We start from the raw sequence: 21307 nt of genomic DNA, 5'->3' as shown, positions 1-21307 counted from the left end.
GCACCGGGGCCGGCCACCCCGGTGCCTGCGCGCGGCACGTCGCGGAGCCGGCGGCTGCGCGACGTACCGCCGGGCAGCCGCTACGGAGCGACCGGCAGCTGACGCTTGTGCTCGGTGAGGCGGTAGCGGCTGACGATCGTCTCGAAGACCTGCTCGCCCACCGGCTTGCCCTCCAGGAAGTCGTCGATGTCGTCGTAGGTGACGCCGAGGGCCTCCTCGTCGGTCTTGCCCGGGTCGAGGCTCTCCAGGTCGGCCGTCGGGGCCTTCCACACCAGCTCGGCGGGGGCGCCCAGCACGTCCGCGATCGCCCGCACCCGGCGCTTGGTCAGGCCGGTCAGCGGGACCAGGTCCGCGGCGCCGTCGCCGAACTTCGTGAAGAAGCCGGAGACCGCCTCGGCGGCGTGGTCGGTACCGACGACGAGACCGCTGTGCGCGCCCGCCACCACGTACTGCGCGATCATGCGCTGCCGTGCCTTGATGTTGCCGAGCACGAAGTCCTGGTGGCCGTGGTCGCGGAAGCTGACACCGGCGGTCAGCGCGGCCTCCAGGGCGGCGTCGCTCGCGGGCTTGATGTCCACGGTCAGCACGTCGTCGGCCCGGATGAAGGAGAGTGCCAGCTGGGCGTCGTGCTCGTCGGCCTGCACCCCGTACGGCAGCCGCATCGCGTGGAACCGCGCCTCGTGGCCGGCGGCCCTGGCCCGCTCGACGGCGAGCTGGCACAGACGGCCGGCGGTGGTGGAGTCGACGCCGCCGCTGATGCCGAGCACCAGGGAGCGCAGACCGGTGGTGGTCAGCCGCTCGGCGAGGAAGGCCACCCGGCGTTCGATCTCCCGCTCGGCCTCGAAGGACTCGGCGACCTGGAGTTCCTTGGCGATCTCCTGCTGCAGGGCGATGGACGCCGTCTCGCTCACGTCTGCTCCTTGTTCCGGTTCACGGTGTGCTGTCGCAGCCACCCTATCCAGGAAGTGTGCGTCGGATCGTGGGTGGTCGGCCCGGGTCGGCCGGTGCCGGGGTTCGCCGGGCAGTGGGCACCGGAACCCACCGGCGGGTCGCCCGGCACGCACGCGTTCGTCATGTGCTGTCCTCACGTTCAACTCGATGTCACTGCGCGTTGACGCCGAGGGCCGAGCCTGACGCTCGTCCGAGCGTTTGCGCACCAGGAGGCACCATGTCCGCCCGTATCACCCGTCGCTCTCTCGCCGCGGGGCTGCCGCTCGCTCTGCTGTCGACGTTGTGTGTGGCCGCGACGGCTGGTGCGCAGGACCGTCACGGACCGCACGAGGGAGCAGGGCCGACCGCCCGGGTCACCGGCAGTGCCGTACTCGGCAATGTGCCACTGGCCGGTTTCAGCAACGGCCTGCTGCCCGGCTCGGTCTCCGACGACCGTGGTGTGATGCTCGGTGGAATCGGCAGTGACATCTACCCCGCGGGGCGCGAGGGCGAGTTCTGGACGGTCACGGACCGGGGCCCCAACGGTCAGATCAAGATCGACGGGAAGAAGCGGCGTACGTTCCCCGTGCCCGGCTTCGACCCGGCGATCGTGAAGATACGCGTCACCGGCAAGCGGATCGACGTACTCCAGGCCCTCCCGCTGACGACGGCGTCCGGCGCGCCGGTCAGCGGCCTGCCGAACCAGCGGAGCCGCGACGAGGCCCCGTACGGCCACGACGCCCGGACGCCCCTCGCGTACGACCCGAACGGCCTCGACACGGAGGGCATCGTCCGCACGGCGGACGGTTCCTTCTGGCTGGTCGACGAGTACGGGCCCTCGCTCGTCCACGTCTCCTCGCGCGGCCGGGTACTGGCCCGCTACGTCCCGGAGGGGCTCCGGCTGGAAGGTGCCGGTTATCCGGTGGTGGAGGCACTGCCTGGCATCCTGCTGCATCGCAAGATCAACCGGGGGTTCGAGGGTCTCGCCCTGCTCCCGGGCGGCGATCTGGTGCTGGCCGTGCAGAGCCCGCTCTCGCTCCCCGACGAGGACGCGGGCGAGGGCTCGCGCAATGTCCGGCTTCTGCGCTTCTCCACGAAGAAGCAGGCGGTCACCGCCGAATACGCCTACCGCTTCGACCCGGTCGAGGTCGTCGACCCCGGGGAGGACGACACCTCGGAACTGAAGATCTCCTCGGTCGTCGCGCTCGGCCCTCACACGCTCCTGGTGGAGGAGCGCACCGACAAGTCCGCGAGGCTGCACCGGGTGGCACTGCCTCACGGCTCCGGAATCCTGGGATCGGACTGGGACGACCCGGACGCCTCGCCTTCGTACGAGGAGCTCACCGACCCCTCGGCGGCGGGCGTTCCGGTCCTGCGCAAGCGGCTCGTCGTCGACCTGGGAACGGTCGGAGGAATCCCCGGCAAGATCGAGGGCGTGGCGGTCACCGGCCGTGACACCCTCGCGTTGATCAACGACAACGACTTCGGGATGACGGACGGCGCGGAAGCCTTCGACGCGAACGGGCGGCTGGTCGACAGCGGTATCGAGACCTCGGTGACGCTGCTGAAACTGCCTCGCCCGCTCCGCGGCTGATCAGCCCGGCCCACCGCGGTCGCGTGGGCCTTTCTGCGACCACTCCCCCGCCCGTGACTCCGGTCGACTACGTACTCCTGCCGTCTTCCGCCGCCGGCGCGGCGCCCGGGGAACCGAACCGGGGGCTTCATCGTCGTCTGCGGGAGACGGCCGCTCTCTTCCCGCGCGGCTGACCTGCCCCGAAGGAGTGCCGATGCACCGAAGAAGAGTCCTTCAGGGCGCCGCGGTCACCGCCGCTGCGGCTCTCCTGCCCGCGTCGGCGCGCGCGGTGGCCGTCTCCACGGGCGAGACGGACTATCCGCTCGCGGCGTGGGCACCGGCGTCGTCCGCCAACTACACGGCGGCGGACCGGCCTTCGTCCCAGCCGGTCGACTTCGTCGTCATCCATGTCGCCCAGGACACGTTCAGCGACACGGTCGGGATCTTCCGGAATCCGGCGAAGCAGGTCTCCGCGCACTACGTGGTGCGCTCGGCGGACGGGTACATCGCCCAGTGCCTGCGGGAGAAGGACATCGGCTGGCACGCGGGGAACTGGGACTCCAACACCCGCAGTATCGGCATCGAGCACGAGGGCTGGGTGGATCAGCCCGCCTATTTCACCGACACCATGTACGAGCGTTCGGCGCGGCTCACAGCGAACGTGTGCGACCGCCACGGCATCCCGAAGGACCGCGCCCACATCATCGGCCACCACCAGATCCCCGGCAGCGACCATACCGACCCGGGGAGCCACTGGGACTGGGCACGTTACCTGCGCCTCGTCAACCTCGCCTGAGCCCCCGTCCGCCCCCGCCGATTACTCTCCGCACCGAGGTTGTCGCGGAGGCCTACTGCGGCGACCATGGGGAGGCACGACGCCCCTGGACGGGAGGGTGAGTTGACGGACCCCTGGGTGGCCCTGGCAGCCGATGCCGATCCCGGTGAACGGCTCCACGAACTGCGGCACGCGCACGAGGTGTTCACCTCTGCGGGAAGGCTGGAGCACCCGGTACGCACCGTGGTCGGCGAATCGTGGCGGCGCTCGGCGCGGGCGCGGGTCAGCCCGGACGGTGCGGCTGTGGTCGAGCTGAGCGCCGACGACCTGGAACCGTACCGTTCCGGTCATCCCCTGGCGCGTGCGATGCCGGTGATACGCGAACTGATGAGCGCGTACGCGACGGACGGGGAGCATCTGCTCGCCGTGTGCGACGTGTACGGCAGGCTGCTGTGGGTCGAGGGGCATGCGGCGGCCCGGCGGCGCGCGGGGCTGATGAACTTCGTGGAGGGCGCCCGCTGGGCGGAGTCCGTGGCGGGCACCAACGCGCCGGGCACCGCCATCGCCGTGGACCGCCCGGTGCAGGTGTTCGCCGCGGAGCACTTCCTGCGGCCGGTCCAGCAATGGACGTGCGCGGCGGCCCCGTTGCACGACCCGCACACCGGCCGGGTGCTGGGTGCGGTCGACATCACGGGCGGCGACCGGCTCGCGCATCCGCACAGCCTCGCCTTCGTCCAGGCCGTGGCGCGCGCCGCCGAGACCCAACTCGCCCTGCTCGCACCGCCACCGGCCGGGGACTGCGTGCAGCTGAGCGCGCTCGGCCGCGACGAGGCGCTCCTGATCGCCGGGGGCCGCAAAATCCGCCTGAGCAGGCGGCACAGCGAGATCCTCGTGGCACTGGCCCGCCGCCCGGAGGGAATCGGCGGCGAGGAACTGCTCGTCGAGCTGTACGAGGACGAGTCGGTGACCCCGGTGACGCTGCGCGCCGAACTCTCCCGGCTCCGGCGGCTGTTGGGCCCCGGGCTGCTGCGCTCACGGCCGTACCGGCTGGCGGCTCCGGTGGACGCGGACTTCGAGACGGTGGCACGCAGGCTGGCCTCGGGGGCGGTGGCAGGCGCGCTCGGAGCGTACCCGGGGCCGCTGCTGCCCGGCTCGCAGGCGCCCGCTGTCGTACGGCTGCGGCAGCGGATCGCCGACCAGTTGCGCGCGGCACTGATCGCCCGGGGCGACCCGGGTCTGCTCGCCGACTGGGTCTACAGCCCGTGGGGCGAGGATGATCTCCCGGTGTGGCGGGCGCTGGCCGGGGCGGTGCCGCCGGATCGTCGGGCGGCCCTTCTTGAGAGGGTCCGGGGGCTCGACGCTGAGCAGCGCGGATAGCGGAAGAGTGACGCAACGGGGTTGCAACGTCACGTTCCCTAGCCTCGCGCCGAGGGCCGTCCAACGGCGGGCGGCACCGGAATCCGGGAGGCCAAAGAGATGACCCGTTACGCTGCGCCGGGTACCGAGGGCGCCATCGTCTCGTACGAGTCGCGCTACGACCACTGGATCGGCGGCGCGTACGTCCCTCCGGCGCGCGGCCAGTACTTCGAGAACCCGAGCCCCGTCAACGGCCGCCCCTTCACCGAGATTGCCCGCGGCACGGCCGAGGACGTGGAACGCGCCCTGGACGCCGCGCACGCGGCGGCCCCGGCCTGGGGCGCGACCGCGGCGGGCGACCGCGCCCAGGTGCTCAACAGGATCGCCGACCGGATGGAAGCGCATCTGGAGGAGCTGGCGGTCGCCGAGAGCTGGGAGAACGGCAAGCCGGTACGCGAGACGCTCGCCGCCGACATCCCGCTGGCCATCGACCACTTCCGGTACTTCGCGGGAGCGCTGCGCGCTCAGGAGGGGTCGCTCAGCGAGCTCGACGACGACACCATCGCGTACCACTTCCATGAGCCGCTGGGTGTGGTCGCTCAGATCATCCCCTGGAACTTCCCGATCCTGATGGCCACGTGGAAGCTCGCGCCTGCTCTCGCCGCGGGCAACGCGGTGGTCCTCAAGCCCGCCGAACAGACCCCGGCCTCCATCCACCTGTGGCTGAAGCTGGTGGCGGATCTGCTGCCGCCGGGCGTGGTCAACATCGTGAACGGCTTCGGCGTGGAGGCGGGGAAGCCACTCGCGTCGAGCCCTCGCGTCGCGAAGATCGCCTTCACGGGCGAGACGACGACGGGCCGGCTGATCATGCAGTACGCCTCCGAGAACATCAAGCCGGTGACACTCGAACTGGGCGGCAAGTCCCCGAACATCTTCTTCGACGACGTCTGGTCCTCGGACGACGACTTCCGGGACAAGGCCCTCGAAGGCTTCACGATGTTCGCCCTGAACCAGGGTGAGGTGTGCACCTGCCCCTCGCGGGCGCTGATCCAGCGGGGCCACTACGGCGAGTTCCTGGAGGCGGCCGTCGCCCGTACCGAGCAGATCGTGCCGGGCCACCCGCTGGACACCGGCACGATGATCGGGGCGCAGGCGTCCAACGACCAGTTGCAGAAGATCCTTTCGTACCTGGACATCGGCCAGCAGGAGGGCGCGAAGATCCTGACAGGCGGTCAGCGGATCGAGCACGGCGGCGAACTGGAGGGCGGCTACTACGTCCAGCCGACGATCTTCGAGGGCGACAACCGGATGCGGGTCTTCCAGGAGGAGATCTTCGGCCCGGTGGTGGCGGTGACCTCGTTCTCGGACTTCGACGACGCCATCAGCACGGCCAACGACACGCTCTACGGCCTCGGCGCCGGCGTCTGGACCCGCGACGTCAACACGGCCTACCGCGCGGGCCGGGCCATCAAGGCGGGCCGGGTGTGGACGAACTGCTACCACGCCTACCCGGCGCATGCGGCCTTCGGCGGGTACAAGCAGTCGGGGATCGGGAGGGAGAACCACAAGATGATGCTGGAGCACTACCAGCAGACGAAGAACCTCCTCGTGTCGTACTCGCCGAAGAAACTGGGCTTCTTCTAGACACCAAAAAAGGGCGTCTGACCAGGCATTTCACCTGACAGGCGCCCTTCCCGGCGTGCATCTAAGCCACGGGGTGAGGTGCAGAGTAACTCCCGATATGTCCCACTGCTATCCCACCTCTGACCAGCTGTTCCTGGGCATTTCCGGGCCAAGGCCCGGTTCGACACCAGCTAACAACCAGGACGCGCTGCGCCAGCCGACGGCCTGCTCAGCCCCGCGCAGGCGGCGCCTTTACGGTCGGCGACAGCACACGGGCCTGATGTCAGCTTTGGGAAGTGAAGAGGTCCGCGTACGGCCGCATGGCGGACAATCCACTGCCGTCGGCGGCAAAATCGAGGAGCGTACGCCACATCAGCCCCACGCGGTGATCCGCCCACACGGCCTGAACAGGATCGATGCGGAAGAACGCCTGCTGTCCCGCTTCCGGCGGCTTGACCTGGTCGAACATTCCCGATCCGGCGGCCCACGGGAACTGTTCACGGCTGAGCCGGGCTGCCAGGGCGATTTCGTCCGGCGCGACTACCAAGGCCGCCCTGCCCTTGACCTGGAGGGAACGGGTCTCGAAGCGCTCGTCGTAGCCTCCCGACGGAAGGTGATTCACGACGTAGCTGACTCGTTCGTCCGCGACCATCTCCAGGCGTTTGCGGGTCCGGGCGAAGGTGTGCATGTAGACACGTAGCCCGTCAGCAGCGATGTGCATCGTGGACGCGGTTGGAGCCCCGCGACTGTCCAACACAGCCAACGTCGCGATCTCCTCGGTGCGGAGGAGCTCAGTTACCGCTCCCTCGACCTGCTCCAGGCTCGGCTCGGTGCGCGGCATGAGACCTCCAGGGGGATGAAAAGGTGCGCCCGACTCTGGCAACATGACCCATAAGACAGGACAACGGTCCTCTCATGCAAGACGCGTGCCAGTCGAGCAGGACACCAGCTCCGCCCCTGCGTCACCCCTCGTCGGCGACCGTGGTCGTGTCGTGCTCAGCGACAAGCCGCAGGAGGGTGCCCTCGTCTCGCTTGTCGAGGGCGTCAACCATCGCGGCATGCAGCCTCCGACGCTCGCGGATGTGCTGCGCGAGAGAAACGCCGTCCTGCGGCCGTACCGCCAGGGCGTGACGTTCGACCAGCTCCAGAAGGGCCACGTACAGCGAACACAGGAGGGAGTTCGGAGTGATGTCGGCGACCCTGGCATGCAGCCGCCAGTTGGCCAGCACGAACCCGTCCGCGTCACCTGTGGCCTCGGCCGCAGCCATGCCCTCCAAATGCAATCGGAGGTCTTTGACGTCGGCGGGCGAGGCATGCCACAACGCGTCCTGCCACAGCAGCGGCTCAAGAGCGTTGCGGATGCGCAGCGCCTGCGCGACATCACCCTCGGAAGCATCCAGGGCCAGTACGGAGTGGGCGAGCCGTGTCATCGGGGTCTGCTCGGCAGCGAACAGGCCGCCGCCCGGACCGCGCTGCACGGTCACCACTCCCCGGGTCTGGAGCAGGCGCAGCGTCTCGTTGAACGTCCCGACGGACACTCCGCAACGGGACCGAAGCTCGTCCTTCGTGCCCAGACGTGTACCAGGAGCAACACGCGCAGCCAGTTCCGCCACAACGTCCGCCGCAGCCTCGGCACGAGACGCTCTCCCTGCCTGCCCCCACTCGGCGCGTCGCAAGGCCGGCGGATCGACCTCTTTGCCCACGTCCGCACTTCCGCGTCGGAGATTCTGCCTGCGTGCTGCCACGCCTCTCCACCCTTCGGTCACTTCCAAATCATTACGACGAATACAGTCCCACCTCTTGACCCCTGACGTAACCCGGATGCAGCATCGCCATAATCATTATGACGAATGGAGATCTCCATGGTCCCCTCCTTCGGTGAGCAGGCATTCCGCGATCTCATGGCCGGTGTCTGCGCCCCAGTCACCATCGTCACCGCTGCGGCGGAGGGTCTCCCCCATGGCACGACCGTCAGCGCCTTCGCTTCCCTGTCGCTGCGCCCGCCCATGGTGACCGTGGCTCTCGACCGCGGGTCCAGACTTCTGTCCCACATCACCGTCACCGGACGCTTCGGTGTGAACGTCCTGGCCCGGACCCAGGACGATCTCGCCCTGGGTTTCGCCCGACGCGGGGCCGACCGCTTCACCGGCGTGGACTGGGACTTCGATCACGGCCTTCCCCGGCTCGGCTCGGCCCCGGGATGGCTGGTGTGCGAGGTGGCCCAAGCCGTGGACGGCGGTGACCACCTTCTGGTCCTGGGCGTGGTCACCCACGCGGAAACGACGCCGGCGGCGCCGCTCATCTACGGGCACCGCACGTTCGGCACCCACTCCGCCTTCGCCGACCGCCCACGCCACACGATCCGCGAACACGTCGCAGCCTGCGCACGCTGATCACTCCTCCCGCCCGAACCAGGAACCGGTGTCCCGCCGATGACAGAAAGAGCGCACAACGATGACGACTCATGAGGACCTCGTCGCCCGCGCCGCAGCCCTGCGGCCACTGCTGCGTGAGCACGCGGCCGCCACGGAGGCTGACCGCCGGGTGCCGGACCCGGTGATCGACGCAATCGCCGAGGCCGGCCTGTTCAAGCTCGCCACTCCCCGTCGGTACGGCGGTCACCAGACGTCCATGCGCACCATGCTCGACGTGTCGGCCGTCCTGGCCGAGGGGGACGGCTCCACCTCCTGGGTGGTCACCCTCGTTAATGTCTGCAACTGGCTCACCAGCCTCTTCCCCTCCAAGGCCCAGGACGACGTCTTCGGTGCCAACCCCGACGCCCGGGTCACCGGGGTGCTCAGCCCCACTTCCACGACGACCAAGGTCGCCGGCGGATGGCAGGTCTCGGGGCGCTGGTACTACAACTCGGGTTCCCCGCACTCCGACTGGGCCGTACTCGGTGTTCCTCTCACGGACGAGGACGGCGCGGTGGTCGACCAGGGACTCGCCCTCGTGCCCCGCGGTGACCTCGCCCTTGAGGACACCTGGTTCGTCGCAGGGATGAAGGGCACCGCGAGCAACTGTCTGATCGCCGAGGACATCTTCGTGCCCGAGCACCGGGTCATGTCCGTGCCCGCCGCCATCGAGGGCCGGTATCCGACAGAGCACACGGACGAGGTCCTGTCCCGTTCCACCTTCGTGCCTGTCCTGGCCCTGGTCCTGGCAGGCCCCCAACTGGGCTTGGGGCGCGCGGCACTTGAGTACGTCATGGAGAAGACCGCCCGCAAGCCGATCTCGTACACCTTCTACGAGACGCAGGCCGAGTCGGTCGCCGTGCAGTTGCAGATCGCCGAGGCAGCTCTGCGGATCGACACCGCCACGCTCCATGCGCAACGCGCTGCGGCCGAGATCGACCAGGCCGCGCAGAACGGGGTGTACCTCGACTTCACCCAGCGCGCCCGAGTGCGGGCGGACACCGGCTGGGCCATCCAGAACGTGCTGGAAGCGATCAACACTCTCGTCAGCGTGCACGGTGCCAGCTCCTTCGCCGACGTCAATCCCCTGCAGCGGATCTGGCGCGACGCCAACACGGCGGGCCGGCATGCGGTCGCCGCACCGACGGTGGCGTTCGAGGTGTACGGCAAGGCCCTGCTCGGCATCGACGAGAAGATCACCCCTCTCGTGTGACCAGCCGCACGACCCCCAGCCCTCAGAGGAGCAGCACGTGCGTACCGCCAACCTGTCCGGACGCCTCGTCATCATCACCGACGACGACACGGCCGTCGACGTCGAGCAGGCCAGTGACGGCCGGTTCGGTCCCCATCCCCAAGAGGTCTACAAACACTGGACCGCGTTCCGCGAGTGGGCTGCGGGCGCCGAGCTGCCCGCGGGGCAGCCCTTCGCGGCCACGAACCTCGGCTCGCCCGCCCCCGCTCCGCGTCAGGTGCTCGCCGTGGGACTCAACTACCGTGCGCACGCCGACGAGTCGGGCTTCGCAGTTCCCGACACTCTGCCGCCGGTGTTCACCAAGTACGTCTCCAGCATCACGGGCCCCGTCACCGAAGTCAGGCTCCCGCAAGGGGGTCACACGGACTGGGAGGTCGAGCTCATCGCCGTCATCGGCAAGCCGGCCCATCAGGTCGGTGTGGATGACGCCTGGTCGTACATCGCGGGACTCACCGTGGGTCAGGACATCTCCGAGCGCATCACCCAGCTCACCGGTCCGGCACCTCAGTTCGGCCTGGGCAAGTCCTTCCCCGGATTCACCCCCATGGGGCCGTACCTGGTCACGCCGGACGCGCTGGCCGACCGCGATGACCTCGAACTGGGCTGCTCAGTCAACGGCGAGGAGGTGCAAAAGGGCCGGACCAGGGACCTCGTCTTCTCCGTGCCCACGCTGGTGGCCCGGCTGTCGGCCGTTCTTCCCCTGCTGCCCGGTGACGTCATCTTCACCGGCACCCCCGCGGGTGTCGGCATGGGCCGTGCTCCACAGCGCTGGCTCGCCGACGGTGACGTCCTCGTGAGCCACGTCCAAGCCATTGGCGAACTCCGCCAGACCTTCCGCGCCTGAGCCGGCTCACCCACGACCACGCGATTCCCGCGTTCAGGAGGTCACCATGGCCCTGCACCGTCTGTCCTCGATCGTCATGGGTGTCCCCAACACCGCCCAGACCGCCGCCTACTACACCGATTTCGGGCTCGCACCCGAAACGGACGGCTGGTTCGGGACACGTGACGGAGGACGCCAGCTCCAGGTCGTCCACGCGCCCACGCGCCGGCTCGTCGAGATCACCGTGGGCGTCGACTCCCTCGACGACCTCTCCGCCGCCGCCGCCCGGCTGGACCTGCTGGGTGTTTCCGTCCGGCAGGAGAACGGCGCCCTCACCGCCCACGAGAAGATCACCGGCGTGCGCGCCGTCCTCAGGGTGGAACCCCGCGTCGTACAACCGAAGACCCCTCCCACTCCGTACAACGGCCCAGGGCGCATCGAGCGCACCGGCACTCGGGCTCCCGCTCTGCTGCGCGGTGACCGGGTCCGGCCCCGCAAGCTGGGCCACGCGGTCCTGGGCACCACCGACTTCGAGGCCACCACTGGCTTCTTCCGCGATGGCCTGGGCTTCAAGGTGTCCGACCTGATGGGCGACGTCGGCGCCTTCCTGCGCTGTTCCACCGACCACCACAATGTCCTCGTGCTCGCCGCTCCGGTGGCGTTCCTGCACCACACCTCCTGGCAGGTCGACGACGTGGACGAGGTGGGCCGCGGCGCCACGGCCATGCTGGAGGGCCACCCCGAACGCCACGTGTGGGGCCTGGGCCGCCACCACGCCGGCTCCAACTTCTTCTGGTACTTCAAGGACCCCGCAGGCAATTTCTCCGAGTACTACTCGGACCTGGACTGCATCGTCGACGACCAACTGTGGAAGCCGGAGGTCTTCGAGGGCGCCAAGGGCCTGTACAACTGGGGGCCGCCTCCACCTCCCTCGTTCATCAAGCCCGACGACCTGGCCGCCCTGATGACCGGTTCGCACAGCAGCTGACTGAGCCACCGTGCGCGCACTGAGGAAGACGCCGTGCTTGCGGTACCGCCGCCACGTCGGCCGCAACGAAGGAGAAGCACGCCGTGTTCAAAAAGTTTCTCGTCCTCAACCCCAGGGACCACGACCGACATGTCGAGTGCCCGGATTACGTGATTCATCGGCACGCGCCGGCTGTCATAAGCCACTCCGCCTTCCAGGGCGTCTTCAAGCGGTACATCGCCCATCGGCCGGCCCGGCACATCGCCGGCGCGGCGACCGCCCTCCTCTATCCCAGTCGCCCCGACATCCCTCTGATCGTGCTCGTAGGCCAGGACGAGGCGGTCTACGCCCACGACGGCGGCACCGGCGCCCACACCGGTCGCGGATACGACGCCATCACCGAAACATGGGCCAGCTCCCTGGAGACCTAGCCCGGCTCCATACGAAGACGCAATCGAGGCATAACCGGATAAGTGGACGCGGCGTCGAGCTTCTCGGTCGTCACCACCTAACACATCCCCATCGCGATCGGCATTGATAGCACGACTAACGGCACCAGCCCCACCTATCAAAGGATTTCACGTGATCGAGCTCAAGTCTCTCGATGCCTCCAGCACGCTCCCGGCACAGCTCCAGGGCCCCGACGACGGACGTCCCGTCACGCTCATCAACACCTTCCTCTCACCGGAGGGAAAGGTTGAGGAAGTCATCGACGTCTGGCGACAGGACGCCGCCCTCATGCAGCGGTGGCCCGGCCACATCTCCGCGCAGCTGTACCGCGGTATCGGCGACAGTCGCATCCTCACGAACGTCGCCGTATGGGAGAACCTGACCTCGCTCAGGAATGCTTTCATGTGCGAGGAGTTCCAAAAGACGCTCACCCTGTACCCGGACGGCTCCGTCGCCCACCCGGTCGTCGTACGCGCGGTAGCAGTCCCAGGAGTGTGTGTCGCATGACAGACAACACCGACGGCTCGGAGAACATCGTCTTCACCGAGCTCGACCCGGGACAGTCCTTCAAGACCCAATTGCGCCTCGATACCGGTCCCTGCACGCTCCTCGACATAGTCATCTCCGCGCCGGGAGCGCAGCACGCGGTCATCGAGCAGTGGCGACGGCACTCCGACTACATGATGACCCGGCCCGGCTTCATCCGGGCCCAGCTGCACAAGTCGACAGGCGACGGGAACACGATCGTCAACCTCGCCATCTGGGAGTCTCCCGCCGCGCTCCTCGCAGCCGTGACCGCGCCCGAGTTCGCGGCCATCGCGACGGACTATCCTCCGGGAACGCTGTGCACACGCCAACTCCTCGCGAAGGAGGCGGTGGAAGGCATTTGCGTGGCGTGACCCGGAGATAGGGCGACGGCTGTGTGGTGTCGGTGCCGCACAGCCACACCACTTCCCGATCACGCCCAACCGTCGAAACGATCCGACCGCCAGCACGTTAGTGCAACTGGCCGGTACGTGGGGACAGGTCAGCGGCACACTCGGACTGAAGAAACCAGGCCCTGCGGACCTGGAGCGGGTAGCCCTCCGACTCCACGGGGACCGCGCCTCTCCGACCCCGCAGCCGCGCCGGATGCGGCATCGTCGATCACCCGCAGTACCGGCCGGGCCCAAGCCGAAACCTGTGATCATGTCGACCGCGACAAACTCGAGGAACCGCTACGCGTGGTGCGGTCAAGGTCCGGGGCCGGGTACTGGCTGCGTACACCCCCGTGCGCGGGTGGGAAGCGCAGCAGCTGTACCGCTGTGCTCAACAACCGCGCGGGAGCTTTGGTGCGGCTGAGATGCCCGGTCGGCGCGGGGCGGATCACCAGCGGGGACTTCAAGTTCGTCGGTTGCTTGATGATCCGCCACATGACCTATCCGGTCCGCGACGTCACGATGACGGCTCTTCCGTACTGGACACGGGAGTCGACTTCCGTACGCCGATGCACGCGACGGTGACCGCCGCAGCGACCAGCATGCCAATGCCGCCGATAGTGGCGCACATGTGCAGGGCACCGCTGAAGCTGTCGCCGAAGGCGCCCAGCGCCTTGCCGGTGGCGGATGCCCCGAGGTCTAGGTGTCCGGCCGCGGCGAGGCCGTTGGCGGCGACCGCCTCCAGGACAGAATCCTGGTCTGCCGGGGACAGACCCGCAGCCGCAAGCTGGGCGGGCAGTGCGTCCACCGTGTGCCGGGTGAGGATGACACCGAACACGGCGGGACCAAGGGCTCCGCCGACCTGCCGCAGGGTGTTGCTACCCGCTCCGGCCATTCCGGCCAGGTGGTGCGGGACGCTGCTGACGGCGATGGCGGTGATGGGTGACATGACGAAGGCGAACCCGGCTCCGATCACACCCAGCACCAGGAGGATGGTGCCAGTACCGCTCTCCGCCTCCAGCGTGGTGAGCCAGAGGGTACCGATGCCGGTGACCACCAGGCCCAGAGTCAGCAGAAGTCCGGGGGCTACACGACCCATCAGGCGGCCCACGACAGGCCCGAGCAGCACCGCTAGGCCGTTGAGCGCAAGGAATCGCCACCCGATGTCCAGGGCGGACAGATGCTGCACGGTGCCGAAGAAGAGACTCAGGGCGAAGACGAGCCCGACCTGCGCGAACATGACCACGGCGATCACGATGCCGGCGCCGGAGAAAGCCCGGGACTTGAAGAGCTGCATCGACAGCATCGGCGACGGTGAGCGCAGCTCAACGACGACAAACGCGACGAACGCGACGGCGCCCACCGCGAAGGCAGCGATGACCTTGCCCGCGCCCCAACCGGATACCCCGCCTTCGATGACGCCGTAGACCAAGGAGGCGACGGCGACAACAGCGGCGATCTGGCCGGGGATGTCGAGGGCACGGCCGCGCGGGGCCTTGGAATCCACCAGCAGGACGGCGCCCACGACCAGGCCGATCACACAGGCGATGAGCGGCGGCAGGAAGATCCAGCGCCATGCGGCGCCTTCGAGGATGGCTCCACTGATCAGAGGGCCGAGGGACATGCCGAGGCCAAGCGCGGCGGCCCACATGGACACGGCCTTGGCGCGAGCCCGGAAATCAGGACAGACATGGCTGATCAGGGCGAGCGTGGAGGTAAGAAGAGCCGCGGCACCCACACCAGAGAGCGCCTGGCCGATCCATACCTGGACGACCTCGATCGCGGTGAGGCTGACGGCGGAGCCTGCGGCGAAGAAGGCCAGGCCCGCAAGGAACACCTTCTTGCGGCCGAACAGGTCCCCGATAAGGCCGAAGGTCAGGATGAAACCCGCCATCGGCAGGATGAAAGCGTCGGTGATCCACTGCAGGTCGGCGGTGGACGCCCCGAGACCTTGCTGGATCCTCGGCAGCGAGACAGAGACGCCGCCGATCGGGAGGTAGGAGGCGAAGACGCCGAGACAGGCAAGGGCCACAGTCTTACCGACGGAACCCGGTTTGGCATGGGCTGGCGCAGGTGCGCCGCGAATCGGTGGGCTGTGAGCGACGTTGATGGCCATGAAGCACCCTTCTCAGTAATCAGTAACACTAATATAATATCAGCCTTACTGATATCAATGGCGGCCGTCTGGGCGTCCACTCGTTACGCTCCTGCTCCGGCCACCCGCGAACCAAGGAGCCAGCCATGCCGCCGCGCGAAGAGGACTGGCAGCAGACACTCAACCACCGGATGTGGAAGGCGAGCCAGGCCGTTCACCGCGCCCTCAACGAAGAGCTGGCAGAACTCGGTCTGACCATCAACCAGCTGGCCATGGCGGTGACGCTGTCCCAGCACGGCCCCCTGTCGTCCGCCGATGTGGCCCGCAGCCAGGGCGTTACCCCGCAGACGGCGAACACGGCCCTCGCCCACCTGGACCGGCTCGGCTGGCTGGAGCGCCGTCCGCATCCCGTACACAAGCGTGTCGTGCTCCTCGACCTCACGGCGCGCGGGCGCTCGGGGGCCACCGAGGGCCGGACGCGCACCGAGGCCGTCATGGGCCGGGTGCGTGGTGCACTGGGCGGAGCTCAGCAGGCGGAGGAATTCCGGGCCGCGCTGCGGCGGGTGAGCAACGAGTTCGACGGGCCGGACCCGTCGCCCGGTCAGCTGTGGCCCGGACATTGACACCCGCGGTGCCGGTGCTCCGCCAGGCCCCGATCAACGCCCAGTGGGACCTCGTCGGTCGCGGTGTCGTGTCTTCAGCGGGGCAGCACTCCGCCGGCTGCGAGCTGATCCAGCAGGTTGGCCAGCGCGGCGGACGACAGCCCGGCGGCACAAGTCAGATGGCTCAGCTCACGGCGCCATCGGCTGCGGTCGGCGGAGTGGGCGGCGAGCTGGGTAGGGCGAGTAACGGCAACGCTCTTGCGGGACGGCGGGACCGGCCGCGCTGCGCGGCGCCCAGTCGGCGGCCCGGCCGCCGACCGGGCGCCAGGAACCTGCACCAGGAGCGCCGGACGCAGCAGGTCGAATTCGAGCGCTTCGGGCAGAGCACCGAGGGCCGATCACACCAGGCTGAGCGCTCCAGCTTGCGCCACGGCCGAGAGAGTGGCACACGCGAGACCACGACGTGCTCGTTCATGTCGGCTCGCAGTGCACACTGCACCGAGGCCAGTCGGGCCGTCGCGCTGGCGCTGACGGGCAGCAGCAGCCAGGTGGACGAGTATCTCGTGCACACAGGCAGCCGACGACGCCGTTGCGCGGGACATCACCGGCTGCGATCCCGCGCCCGTATCAGCACGATGCTCGGGCCCGACCGCCGAGAGGTCCGCGTTCGGAGCCACGGAAGCGTTCGGTAGGGCACGTGCGCACGCGGCACAGGCATCGGCCAGACCCCAGCGCCGCCACTGCCTGAAGGGCCAGGTGCCCCGAGTATGTATTCGTCAATCTCCGATGACCGCCAGCTGGCCGCTGATGAGGTCAGCGGCACGGCGGACTGCTGCGACCACCTCGTCGAGCCGGCGGTCCGGGACCCGGTGCTCCAGGGCCGCGATACTCAGTGCGGCTACGACGCCCTCGGACGATCCGCGTACTGGGGCGGCGATGCCGAGGATGTCGGCGTCGAGTTCACCCCGGCTGACGGTGAACCCGTCCTGCCGGATCTGAGCGAGCCGTTCCATGAGGTCGTCGACGTCGGTCATCGTGCGCGCGGTGAACCGCTGCAGTCTCTGAGCCTCCAGCAGTTCACGGCACTCCGGCTCGGGCAGCCAGGCGAGCAGCGCCAGGGCGGAGGCGCCGGCGTTGGCAGGGAGCACACTGCCGCGTTCGTAGGAGATGCGCACAGGATGCTCCGCCTCGCATCGCTCCACGCAGATGGCGGCGCCTCCCGCACGGCGCGTGAGCAGTACCGTCTCGCCGACCTCGGCACACAGCTCCCGCATCAGCGGCAAGGCGATCTCCGACAGCCCGTACCCCCGACGGGCCAGCCGAGCCAGTTCCAGAACACGCAGACCGAGCCGGAACCCGCCCTGAGGGTCCTCTTCCAGGAACCCGCTGCCGACCAGGCTCTGGAGGTAGCGGTATGCGGTCGAGCGTGCCGTCCCCAGAGCGGTCGCCACTTCCTGGCCGGAGAGGGACAGCTTGTCCTGCGAGAACAGTCCAAGGATGTCGAGCGCACGGTCCGCGGTCGAGTTGCGTTCCCGGTACTGACCCACCGGAGTGGACTTTTCTGACTTACGTCCTGTCATGCAGGACATCGTACGGGTACCGCGTACGACTTTCCGCGTTCAGCCGATCCCCATGCGCGCCGCTTGACCCGAGAGATCTTCGGCCGCCTGGCACACGCTCTCGATGTGGTGCGGCACCTCTCCTTTCGGCACCCGGTGGGAGAAGGCCGCAACACTGAGCGCCCCGACGATGTTGCCTCTCCCCCTCTGCCCGGAGCCCCGATCCCGAGCCCGTCGGGGTCGAGTTCGCCATGGCCCACCGCGTATCCCCGCTTCCGGACCTCGGCGAGGTAGGCACGCAGCGCCCCGGGATCGGCCAGGGTGGCTTCGGTGTAGCGGGGCAGTGGGCCGGCCAGGAGTTCGTCGAGTTCCTCCGCGGGCGCCCAGGCCAGCAGGGCCAGCGCGGAAGCTCCCGCGTTGATGCCCAGGACCTCCCCGCGCTCGTAGGAAAGGCGCAGCGAGGTGCCCGCGTCCTCGCGTTCCAGGCATACGACCGTGCCACCGGTTCTACGGGTGACCAGGACGGGCATACCGGTGCGCTTCACCAGTCTGCGCATGACGGGCCGCGCCAGGTCCGACAGCCCCACGCCACTGCGCGCCAGACGCGCGAGATCGACGACCCGGGGCCCGAGCCGGAATCCCGAGCCGTCCTCCTCCTCCAGGAAGCCGTTGCCGGTCAGGCTCTGCAGGTACCGGTAGGCGGTCGAGCGGGCCACTCCGAGACGGGTCGCCACGTCGGCGGCGGAGAGGACGAGCCGGCCGTCGTCAAGCATGAGGAGGATGTCCAGCGCCCGGTCGGCGGTCGCATTCCGCCCTCGACGCCCCTGCCCAATTCCCGCATTACGAGAAACAGATCCTGGCACGCAGTCGACGTAGCAGGGACGTGGGGGCGCGGGCTCCGGGCTACTGGACCGGCTGGTAGGCAGCGCCGCCCTCACTGAGCAGCCTCTCAGCTTCCGCGTAGATCTCCTCTGGAGGGAGACTGAAGTCGATGGTCTTGCGGAAGGGCTGCCGCACGTCTCGTTCGATGCGCAGATAGACCTCGTTGCGGTTCCCCTCGGGGTCGAAGAAGTAGATCCCGAAGGCGTTGCCGTGCGTCACTTCCTGCTGAACCTTGACCTCTTCCTCCTCGAAGCGCCGGTGGAAGGTCCGGATGTCCTCGATCGACTCCACGCGCCAGGAGATCTGGTGCTGCTGCTTGTCACCGATGGGAGAGGTTCGTCCGGACTGGAGCACGAACTCGTGGTGCTCCTCGTCGGGCCGCGCACTGAAGAAGACGATCTGCAGGCCCTCGTCCTCGTCCGTCACGCTCAATCCCATGACGCGCTCGTAGAAGTCCCGCATCTTCGGCAGGTCGTAGACCCACAGCCCCGTGTGACCGAGTCCGGTGATAGCCATGACGCCCCTCCTTGTGTCTCATTTTGCAGGACACATATCCTGCATTTCGAAACTAGAGTACGATCGACCCCGGAATCAGTCAATGAAGGAAGAGGTGCACCAGGCATGCGACTGGCGACTTTGCGGACGAGCGACGGAACCCGGGCCGCTCGGCGCGCCGGGGACTCCTACGTCCTGCTCCCCCACGCGAACGTGGGGGAGCTGCTGAACTCGGGTGATGACTGGGCCCTGACGGGCGCCACAGCCGGAAGCGAGCGCGTGGACGCCGCCGAGGCCGCCTTCGCCCCGGTGGTGCCGCACCCGAACAAGATCATCTGCCTCGGCCTGAACTACGCCACGCACATCAAGGAGATGGGACGCGACACCCCGCGCCACCCCACGCTGTTCGCGAAGTACGACGGCTCTCTCATCGGCGCCGGCGACCAGGTCACCCTGCCCACGGTGAGCGACACCGTGGACTGGGAGGCGGAACTGGCCTTCGTCATCGGCCGGGCCGCCCGCCATGTCCCCAAGGTCGAGGCCCTCGATTACGTGGCCGGCTACACGGTCGCCAACGACGTGACCGTGCGCGAGTACCAGCGTCGCACCCGGGAGTTCCTGGCGGGCAAGACCTTCGAGGCGACCACGCCCCTGGGGCCCGAGATGGTCACCGCGGACGAGTTCGGCGGCAAGGAGCCCGACCTGGAGATCCGCTGCGAGGTGGACGGCGAGGTGATGCAGGTCTCCCGCACGTCGGACCTGCTGTTCGGGATCGCCGACATCGTCGCGTACATCAGCGACATCATCACGCTGCTGCCGGGCGACGTGATCCTGTCCGGCACACCGGGAGGTGTCGGCGACGGGCGTGACCCCAAGGTCTACCTCCAGGAAGGCCAGATCCTCAGGACCGTCATCGAGGGCCTGGGCGAGACCCGCAACGTGTGCGTCCGCGAGACGTGAGCCTGCGGCCCGCCCCAGCGCGCGGAGCCGGCAGCGTTGAGCCCCGCAAGCGCATTGGACGTTGCGCGAGCATTGTCTAACAGGACATGTGACCTGAAAATCAGGTCAACTGGGCGCCGTTATCACGCTGTGCCGGAGTACTCCCGGCCCGGTGCACGCCTTCTCGCTGGCGCCCCTCTCCATTAGGAGCCGCACGTGTCCTCGCTCTCCGACCATCCCGGCCACTCCTCCCCAGGTGGCTCCACCGTCCCGGCCAAGCCGCTCGGCGTGCTGGCGCTGGCCTTCCTCATCCTCTTCATCGACGGCTACGACCTCTTCACGCTGGGCACGGTCGGACCCGCACTCCTGCGGCACGGTGCCTGGGGTGGTGAGATCAGCGCGGGCACACTCGGCATGCTCGGCAGCGTCACCGGCATCGGCATGATCCTGGGATCAGCGGCGGCCGGCCGTGCCGGCGACCGGTTCGGCCTCCGGCTGCCGCTGGTCACCGCCCTGGCGGTGATCTCGGTGTCGATGCTGATGTCGGCCCTCGCCCCGGGACTGCCGGTGTTCATCGCCGCCCGCGTCCTCACCGGCCTGGGAGTCGGCGCCCTGGCCCCCCTCGTGGGGGCTCTCGTCACCGCCCACGCTCCGCGCCGCCGCCGGACGCTGTACATCGCCGTCGCCATGGCGGCCCTCGGCCTCGGCGGGGCCGTCTCCGCCTATCTCGGCCGCGCGCTGCTGCCCGAGACGGACTTCCGGTGGATGTTCGCTCCCGGCGTCCTGCCCTTGCTTCTCGTCCCGTTCCTGCTGCGGTTCCTGCCGCAGCAGCCGCCCCTGGCGGCGAACGCGCCGCGGAGCGCGGACCCGGCTTACCGTTCCCGGGCTCTGCTGGACAAGGACCGCCGCCGCGTCACGCTGCTGCTGTGGGCGGCGTCCTTCATGTCCATCGCCCTGATCTACTCCACCAGCAACTGGCTGCCCTCCGTCATGCTGAGGCGGGGTACGACCTGAACTCGGCACTGGAGTTCTCCACCGCCTTCACAGTGGGCGCGAGCGTGGGGACCACGGCCCTGTCGCTGCTCGCCGACCGCGGCCACCTGCGTGTGGTGACACTGGGGGGATTCCTCCTGGCCGCGTGTGCGCTCCTCGCGCTCAGCACCCCCCAGCCACGTCCTGTCCTGCTGCTGCTCTCGGCACTGGCGGGAGTCGGTTCCCTGGGCACCCAGAGCCTGGTGGTGGGCTGCATGGCGGCGAGCTATCCGCCCCAGCTGATCGGCACCGGCATGGGCTTCGGTCTCGCGGTAGGACGGTTGGGCGCCATCGTGGGCCCGAGCTATCTCGCAGCCGTCACCACCTGGGTCGCCTCTCCCAAGGCCGGGTTCTACGCGTTCACCGTGCCGGCCGTGTTCGGAGCGGTGGCCGTGGCCTCCCTGCCGAGAACGCGGCCACCCGAGCGGACACGAGTGGCCCTGGCCACGGCCCCTGATCCCCGGTGACCGACTGAAGAGCCGGCCTCCTCACGACAGCGTGCCGGGGGGGGGGGGGGAGGGGGGGGGGGGGAGGGGGGGGTGGGGGGGGGGGGGGGGGGGGGGGGGAGAAGAAGGGGGGGGGGGGGATTCAGGCGGGGGGGGGGGGGGACGGGGGTTGTTTCC

22 protein-coding genes are annotated in these 21307 nt (G+C 68.9%); 15 read left to right on the top strand and 7 right to left on the bottom strand.

Going from position 1 to position 21307, the window contains the following annotated elements; translation table 11 throughout:
* Nucleotides 1-80 precede the first annotated feature (80 nt).
* Complete coding sequence (gene nadE, locus AC07FA_RS26870) at nt 81-911, bottom strand: ammonia-dependent NAD(+) synthetase (RefSeq protein WP_479078888.1); 831 nt, start codon at nt 909-911, stop codon at nt 81-83.
* A 257-nt stretch (nt 912-1168) separates the two neighbouring features.
* On the opposite strand from nadE, the gene AC07FA_RS26865 reads away from it, so the two are divergent.
* The 4 genes from AC07FA_RS26865 to exaC all read left to right on the top strand — a co-directional run bounded on the left by AC07FA_RS26865 (nt 1169) and on the right by exaC (nt 6278).
* A complete protein-coding gene (locus tag AC07FA_RS26865) occupies nt 1169-2524 on the top strand; it encodes an esterase-like activity of phytase family protein (RefSeq protein WP_479078887.1) in 1356 nt (451 codons plus the stop codon).
* A 193-nt stretch (nt 2525-2717) separates the two neighbouring features.
* On the top strand, nt 2718-3299 hold the full coding sequence (locus AC07FA_RS26860) for an N-acetylmuramoyl-L-alanine amidase (protein ID WP_479078886.1): 582 nt from the start codon (nt 2718-2720) through the stop codon (nt 3297-3299).
* Between the two features lie 102 nt (nt 3300-3401).
* The gene (locus AC07FA_RS26855; RefSeq protein ID WP_479078885.1) at nt 3402-4655 is read left to right on the top strand and encodes a GAF domain-containing protein; all 1254 of its coding nucleotides are present in this window, start codon (nt 3402-3404) and stop codon (nt 4653-4655) included.
* A gap of 99 nt (nt 4656-4754) precedes the next feature.
* Nucleotides 4755-6278: an acetaldehyde dehydrogenase ExaC gene (gene exaC, locus AC07FA_RS26850; protein ID WP_479078884.1), complete on the top strand. Its 1524-nt coding sequence runs from the start codon at nt 4755-4757 to the stop codon at nt 6276-6278.
* 262 nt (nt 6279-6540) lie between these two features.
* Here the strand turns inward: exaC and AC07FA_RS26845 are convergent, their stop codons facing one another.
* Nucleotides 6541-7098: a pyridoxamine 5'-phosphate oxidase family protein gene (locus tag AC07FA_RS26845; protein ID WP_479078883.1), complete on the bottom strand. Its 558-nt coding sequence runs from the start codon at nt 7096-7098 to the stop codon at nt 6541-6543.
* Nucleotides 7099-7219: 121 nt separating this feature from the next.
* On the bottom strand, nt 7220-7795 hold the full coding sequence (locus AC07FA_RS26840; RefSeq protein ID WP_479078882.1) for an FCD domain-containing protein: 576 nt from the start codon (nt 7793-7795) through the stop codon (nt 7220-7222).
* Between the two features lie 312 nt (nt 7796-8107).
* Here AC07FA_RS26840 and AC07FA_RS26835 point away from each other — a divergent pair, with 312 nt between their 5' ends.
* The 7 genes from AC07FA_RS26835 (at nt 8108) to AC07FA_RS26805 (ending at nt 13062) form a co-directional block, all read left to right on the top strand.
* Nucleotides 8108-8650: a flavin reductase family protein gene (locus AC07FA_RS26835; protein WP_479078881.1), complete on the top strand. Its 543-nt coding sequence runs from the start codon at nt 8108-8110 to the stop codon at nt 8648-8650.
* Nucleotides 8651-8711: 61 nt separating this feature from the next.
* Nucleotides 8712-9884: an acyl-CoA dehydrogenase family protein gene (locus AC07FA_RS26830; RefSeq protein WP_479078880.1), complete on the top strand. Its 1173-nt coding sequence runs from the start codon at nt 8712-8714 to the stop codon at nt 9882-9884.
* Between the two features lie 37 nt (nt 9885-9921).
* Nucleotides 9922-10767 carry a fumarylacetoacetate hydrolase family protein gene (locus AC07FA_RS26825; protein ID WP_479078879.1) on the top strand — a complete coding sequence of 282 codons (846 nt, stop codon included), beginning with the start codon at nt 9922-9924 and terminating at the stop codon, nt 10765-10767.
* Between the two features lie 46 nt (nt 10768-10813).
* Nucleotides 10814-11734 (top strand): VOC family protein, encoded by a 921-nt coding sequence (locus tag AC07FA_RS26820; RefSeq protein ID WP_479078878.1) that lies wholly within the window; start codon nt 10814-10816, stop codon nt 11732-11734.
* Nucleotides 11735-11817: 83 nt separating this feature from the next.
* Nucleotides 11818-12144: a hypothetical protein gene (locus tag AC07FA_RS26815; protein ID WP_479078877.1), complete on the top strand. Its 327-nt coding sequence runs from the start codon at nt 11818-11820 to the stop codon at nt 12142-12144.
* A gap of 151 nt (nt 12145-12295) precedes the next feature.
* Nucleotides 12296-12670: an antibiotic biosynthesis monooxygenase family protein gene (locus AC07FA_RS26810; RefSeq protein WP_479078876.1), complete on the top strand. Its 375-nt coding sequence runs from the start codon at nt 12296-12298 to the stop codon at nt 12668-12670.
* The gene (locus AC07FA_RS26805; RefSeq protein WP_479078875.1) at nt 12667-13062 is read left to right on the top strand and encodes an antibiotic biosynthesis monooxygenase family protein; all 396 of its coding nucleotides are present in this window, start codon (nt 12667-12669) and stop codon (nt 13060-13062) included. The genes AC07FA_RS26810 and AC07FA_RS26805 overlap by 4 nt, the downstream gene beginning before the upstream one ends.
* 535 nt (nt 13063-13597) lie before the next feature.
* Here the strand turns inward: AC07FA_RS26805 and AC07FA_RS26800 are convergent.
* Nucleotides 13598-15196 (bottom strand): MFS transporter, encoded by a 1599-nt coding sequence (locus AC07FA_RS26800; RefSeq protein ID WP_479078874.1) that lies wholly within the window; start codon nt 15194-15196, stop codon nt 13598-13600.
* A gap of 125 nt (nt 15197-15321) precedes the next feature.
* Here AC07FA_RS26800 and AC07FA_RS26795 point away from each other — a divergent pair, with 125 nt between their 5' ends.
* The gene (locus AC07FA_RS26795; RefSeq protein ID WP_479078873.1) at nt 15322-15798 is read left to right on the top strand and encodes a MarR family winged helix-turn-helix transcriptional regulator; all 477 of its coding nucleotides are present in this window, start codon (nt 15322-15324) and stop codon (nt 15796-15798) included.
* A gap of 755 nt (nt 15799-16553) precedes the next feature.
* Here AC07FA_RS26795 and AC07FA_RS26790 read toward each other — a convergent pair.
* The 3 genes from AC07FA_RS26790 to AC07FA_RS26780 form a co-directional block, all read right to left on the bottom strand.
* Nucleotides 16554-17357 (bottom strand): IclR family transcriptional regulator, encoded by an 804-nt coding sequence (locus AC07FA_RS26790; RefSeq protein WP_479078872.1) that lies wholly within the window; start codon nt 17355-17357, stop codon nt 16554-16556.
* Nucleotides 17354-18109, bottom strand: a complete 756-nt coding sequence (locus AC07FA_RS26785; RefSeq protein WP_479078871.1) for an IclR family transcriptional regulator — start codon at nt 18107-18109, stop codon at nt 17354-17356. The genes AC07FA_RS26790 and AC07FA_RS26785 overlap by 4 nt, the downstream gene beginning before the upstream one ends.
* A gap of 130 nt (nt 18110-18239) precedes the next feature.
* The gene (locus AC07FA_RS26780) at nt 18240-18734 is read right to left on the bottom strand and encodes a VOC family protein (protein WP_479078870.1); all 495 of its coding nucleotides are present in this window, start codon (nt 18732-18734) and stop codon (nt 18240-18242) included.
* A gap of 105 nt (nt 18735-18839) precedes the next feature.
* Here AC07FA_RS26780 and AC07FA_RS26775 point away from each other — a divergent pair, with 105 nt between their 5' ends.
* The 3 genes from AC07FA_RS26775 (at nt 18840) to AC07FA_RS26765 (ending at nt 21151) form a co-directional block, all read left to right on the top strand.
* The gene (locus AC07FA_RS26775) at nt 18840-19673 is read left to right on the top strand and encodes a fumarylacetoacetate hydrolase family protein (RefSeq protein ID WP_479078869.1); all 834 of its coding nucleotides are present in this window, start codon (nt 18840-18842) and stop codon (nt 19671-19673) included.
* Between the two features lie 195 nt (nt 19674-19868).
* A complete protein-coding gene (locus AC07FA_RS26770) occupies nt 19869-20666 on the top strand; it encodes an MFS transporter (protein ID WP_479078867.1) in 798 nt (265 codons plus the stop codon).
* Entirely contained in the window at nt 20579-21151 is a 573-nt protein-coding gene (locus tag AC07FA_RS26765) for an MFS transporter (protein WP_479078865.1), read from the top strand. The genes AC07FA_RS26770 and AC07FA_RS26765 overlap by 88 nt, the downstream gene beginning before the upstream one ends.
* Nucleotides 21152-21307: the final 156 nt, after the last annotated feature.

The sequence above is a fragment of the Streptomyces sp. NPDC045968 genome, from assembly GCF_056430475.1.
This window is presented reverse-complemented; position numbering and strand designations above follow the sequence as displayed.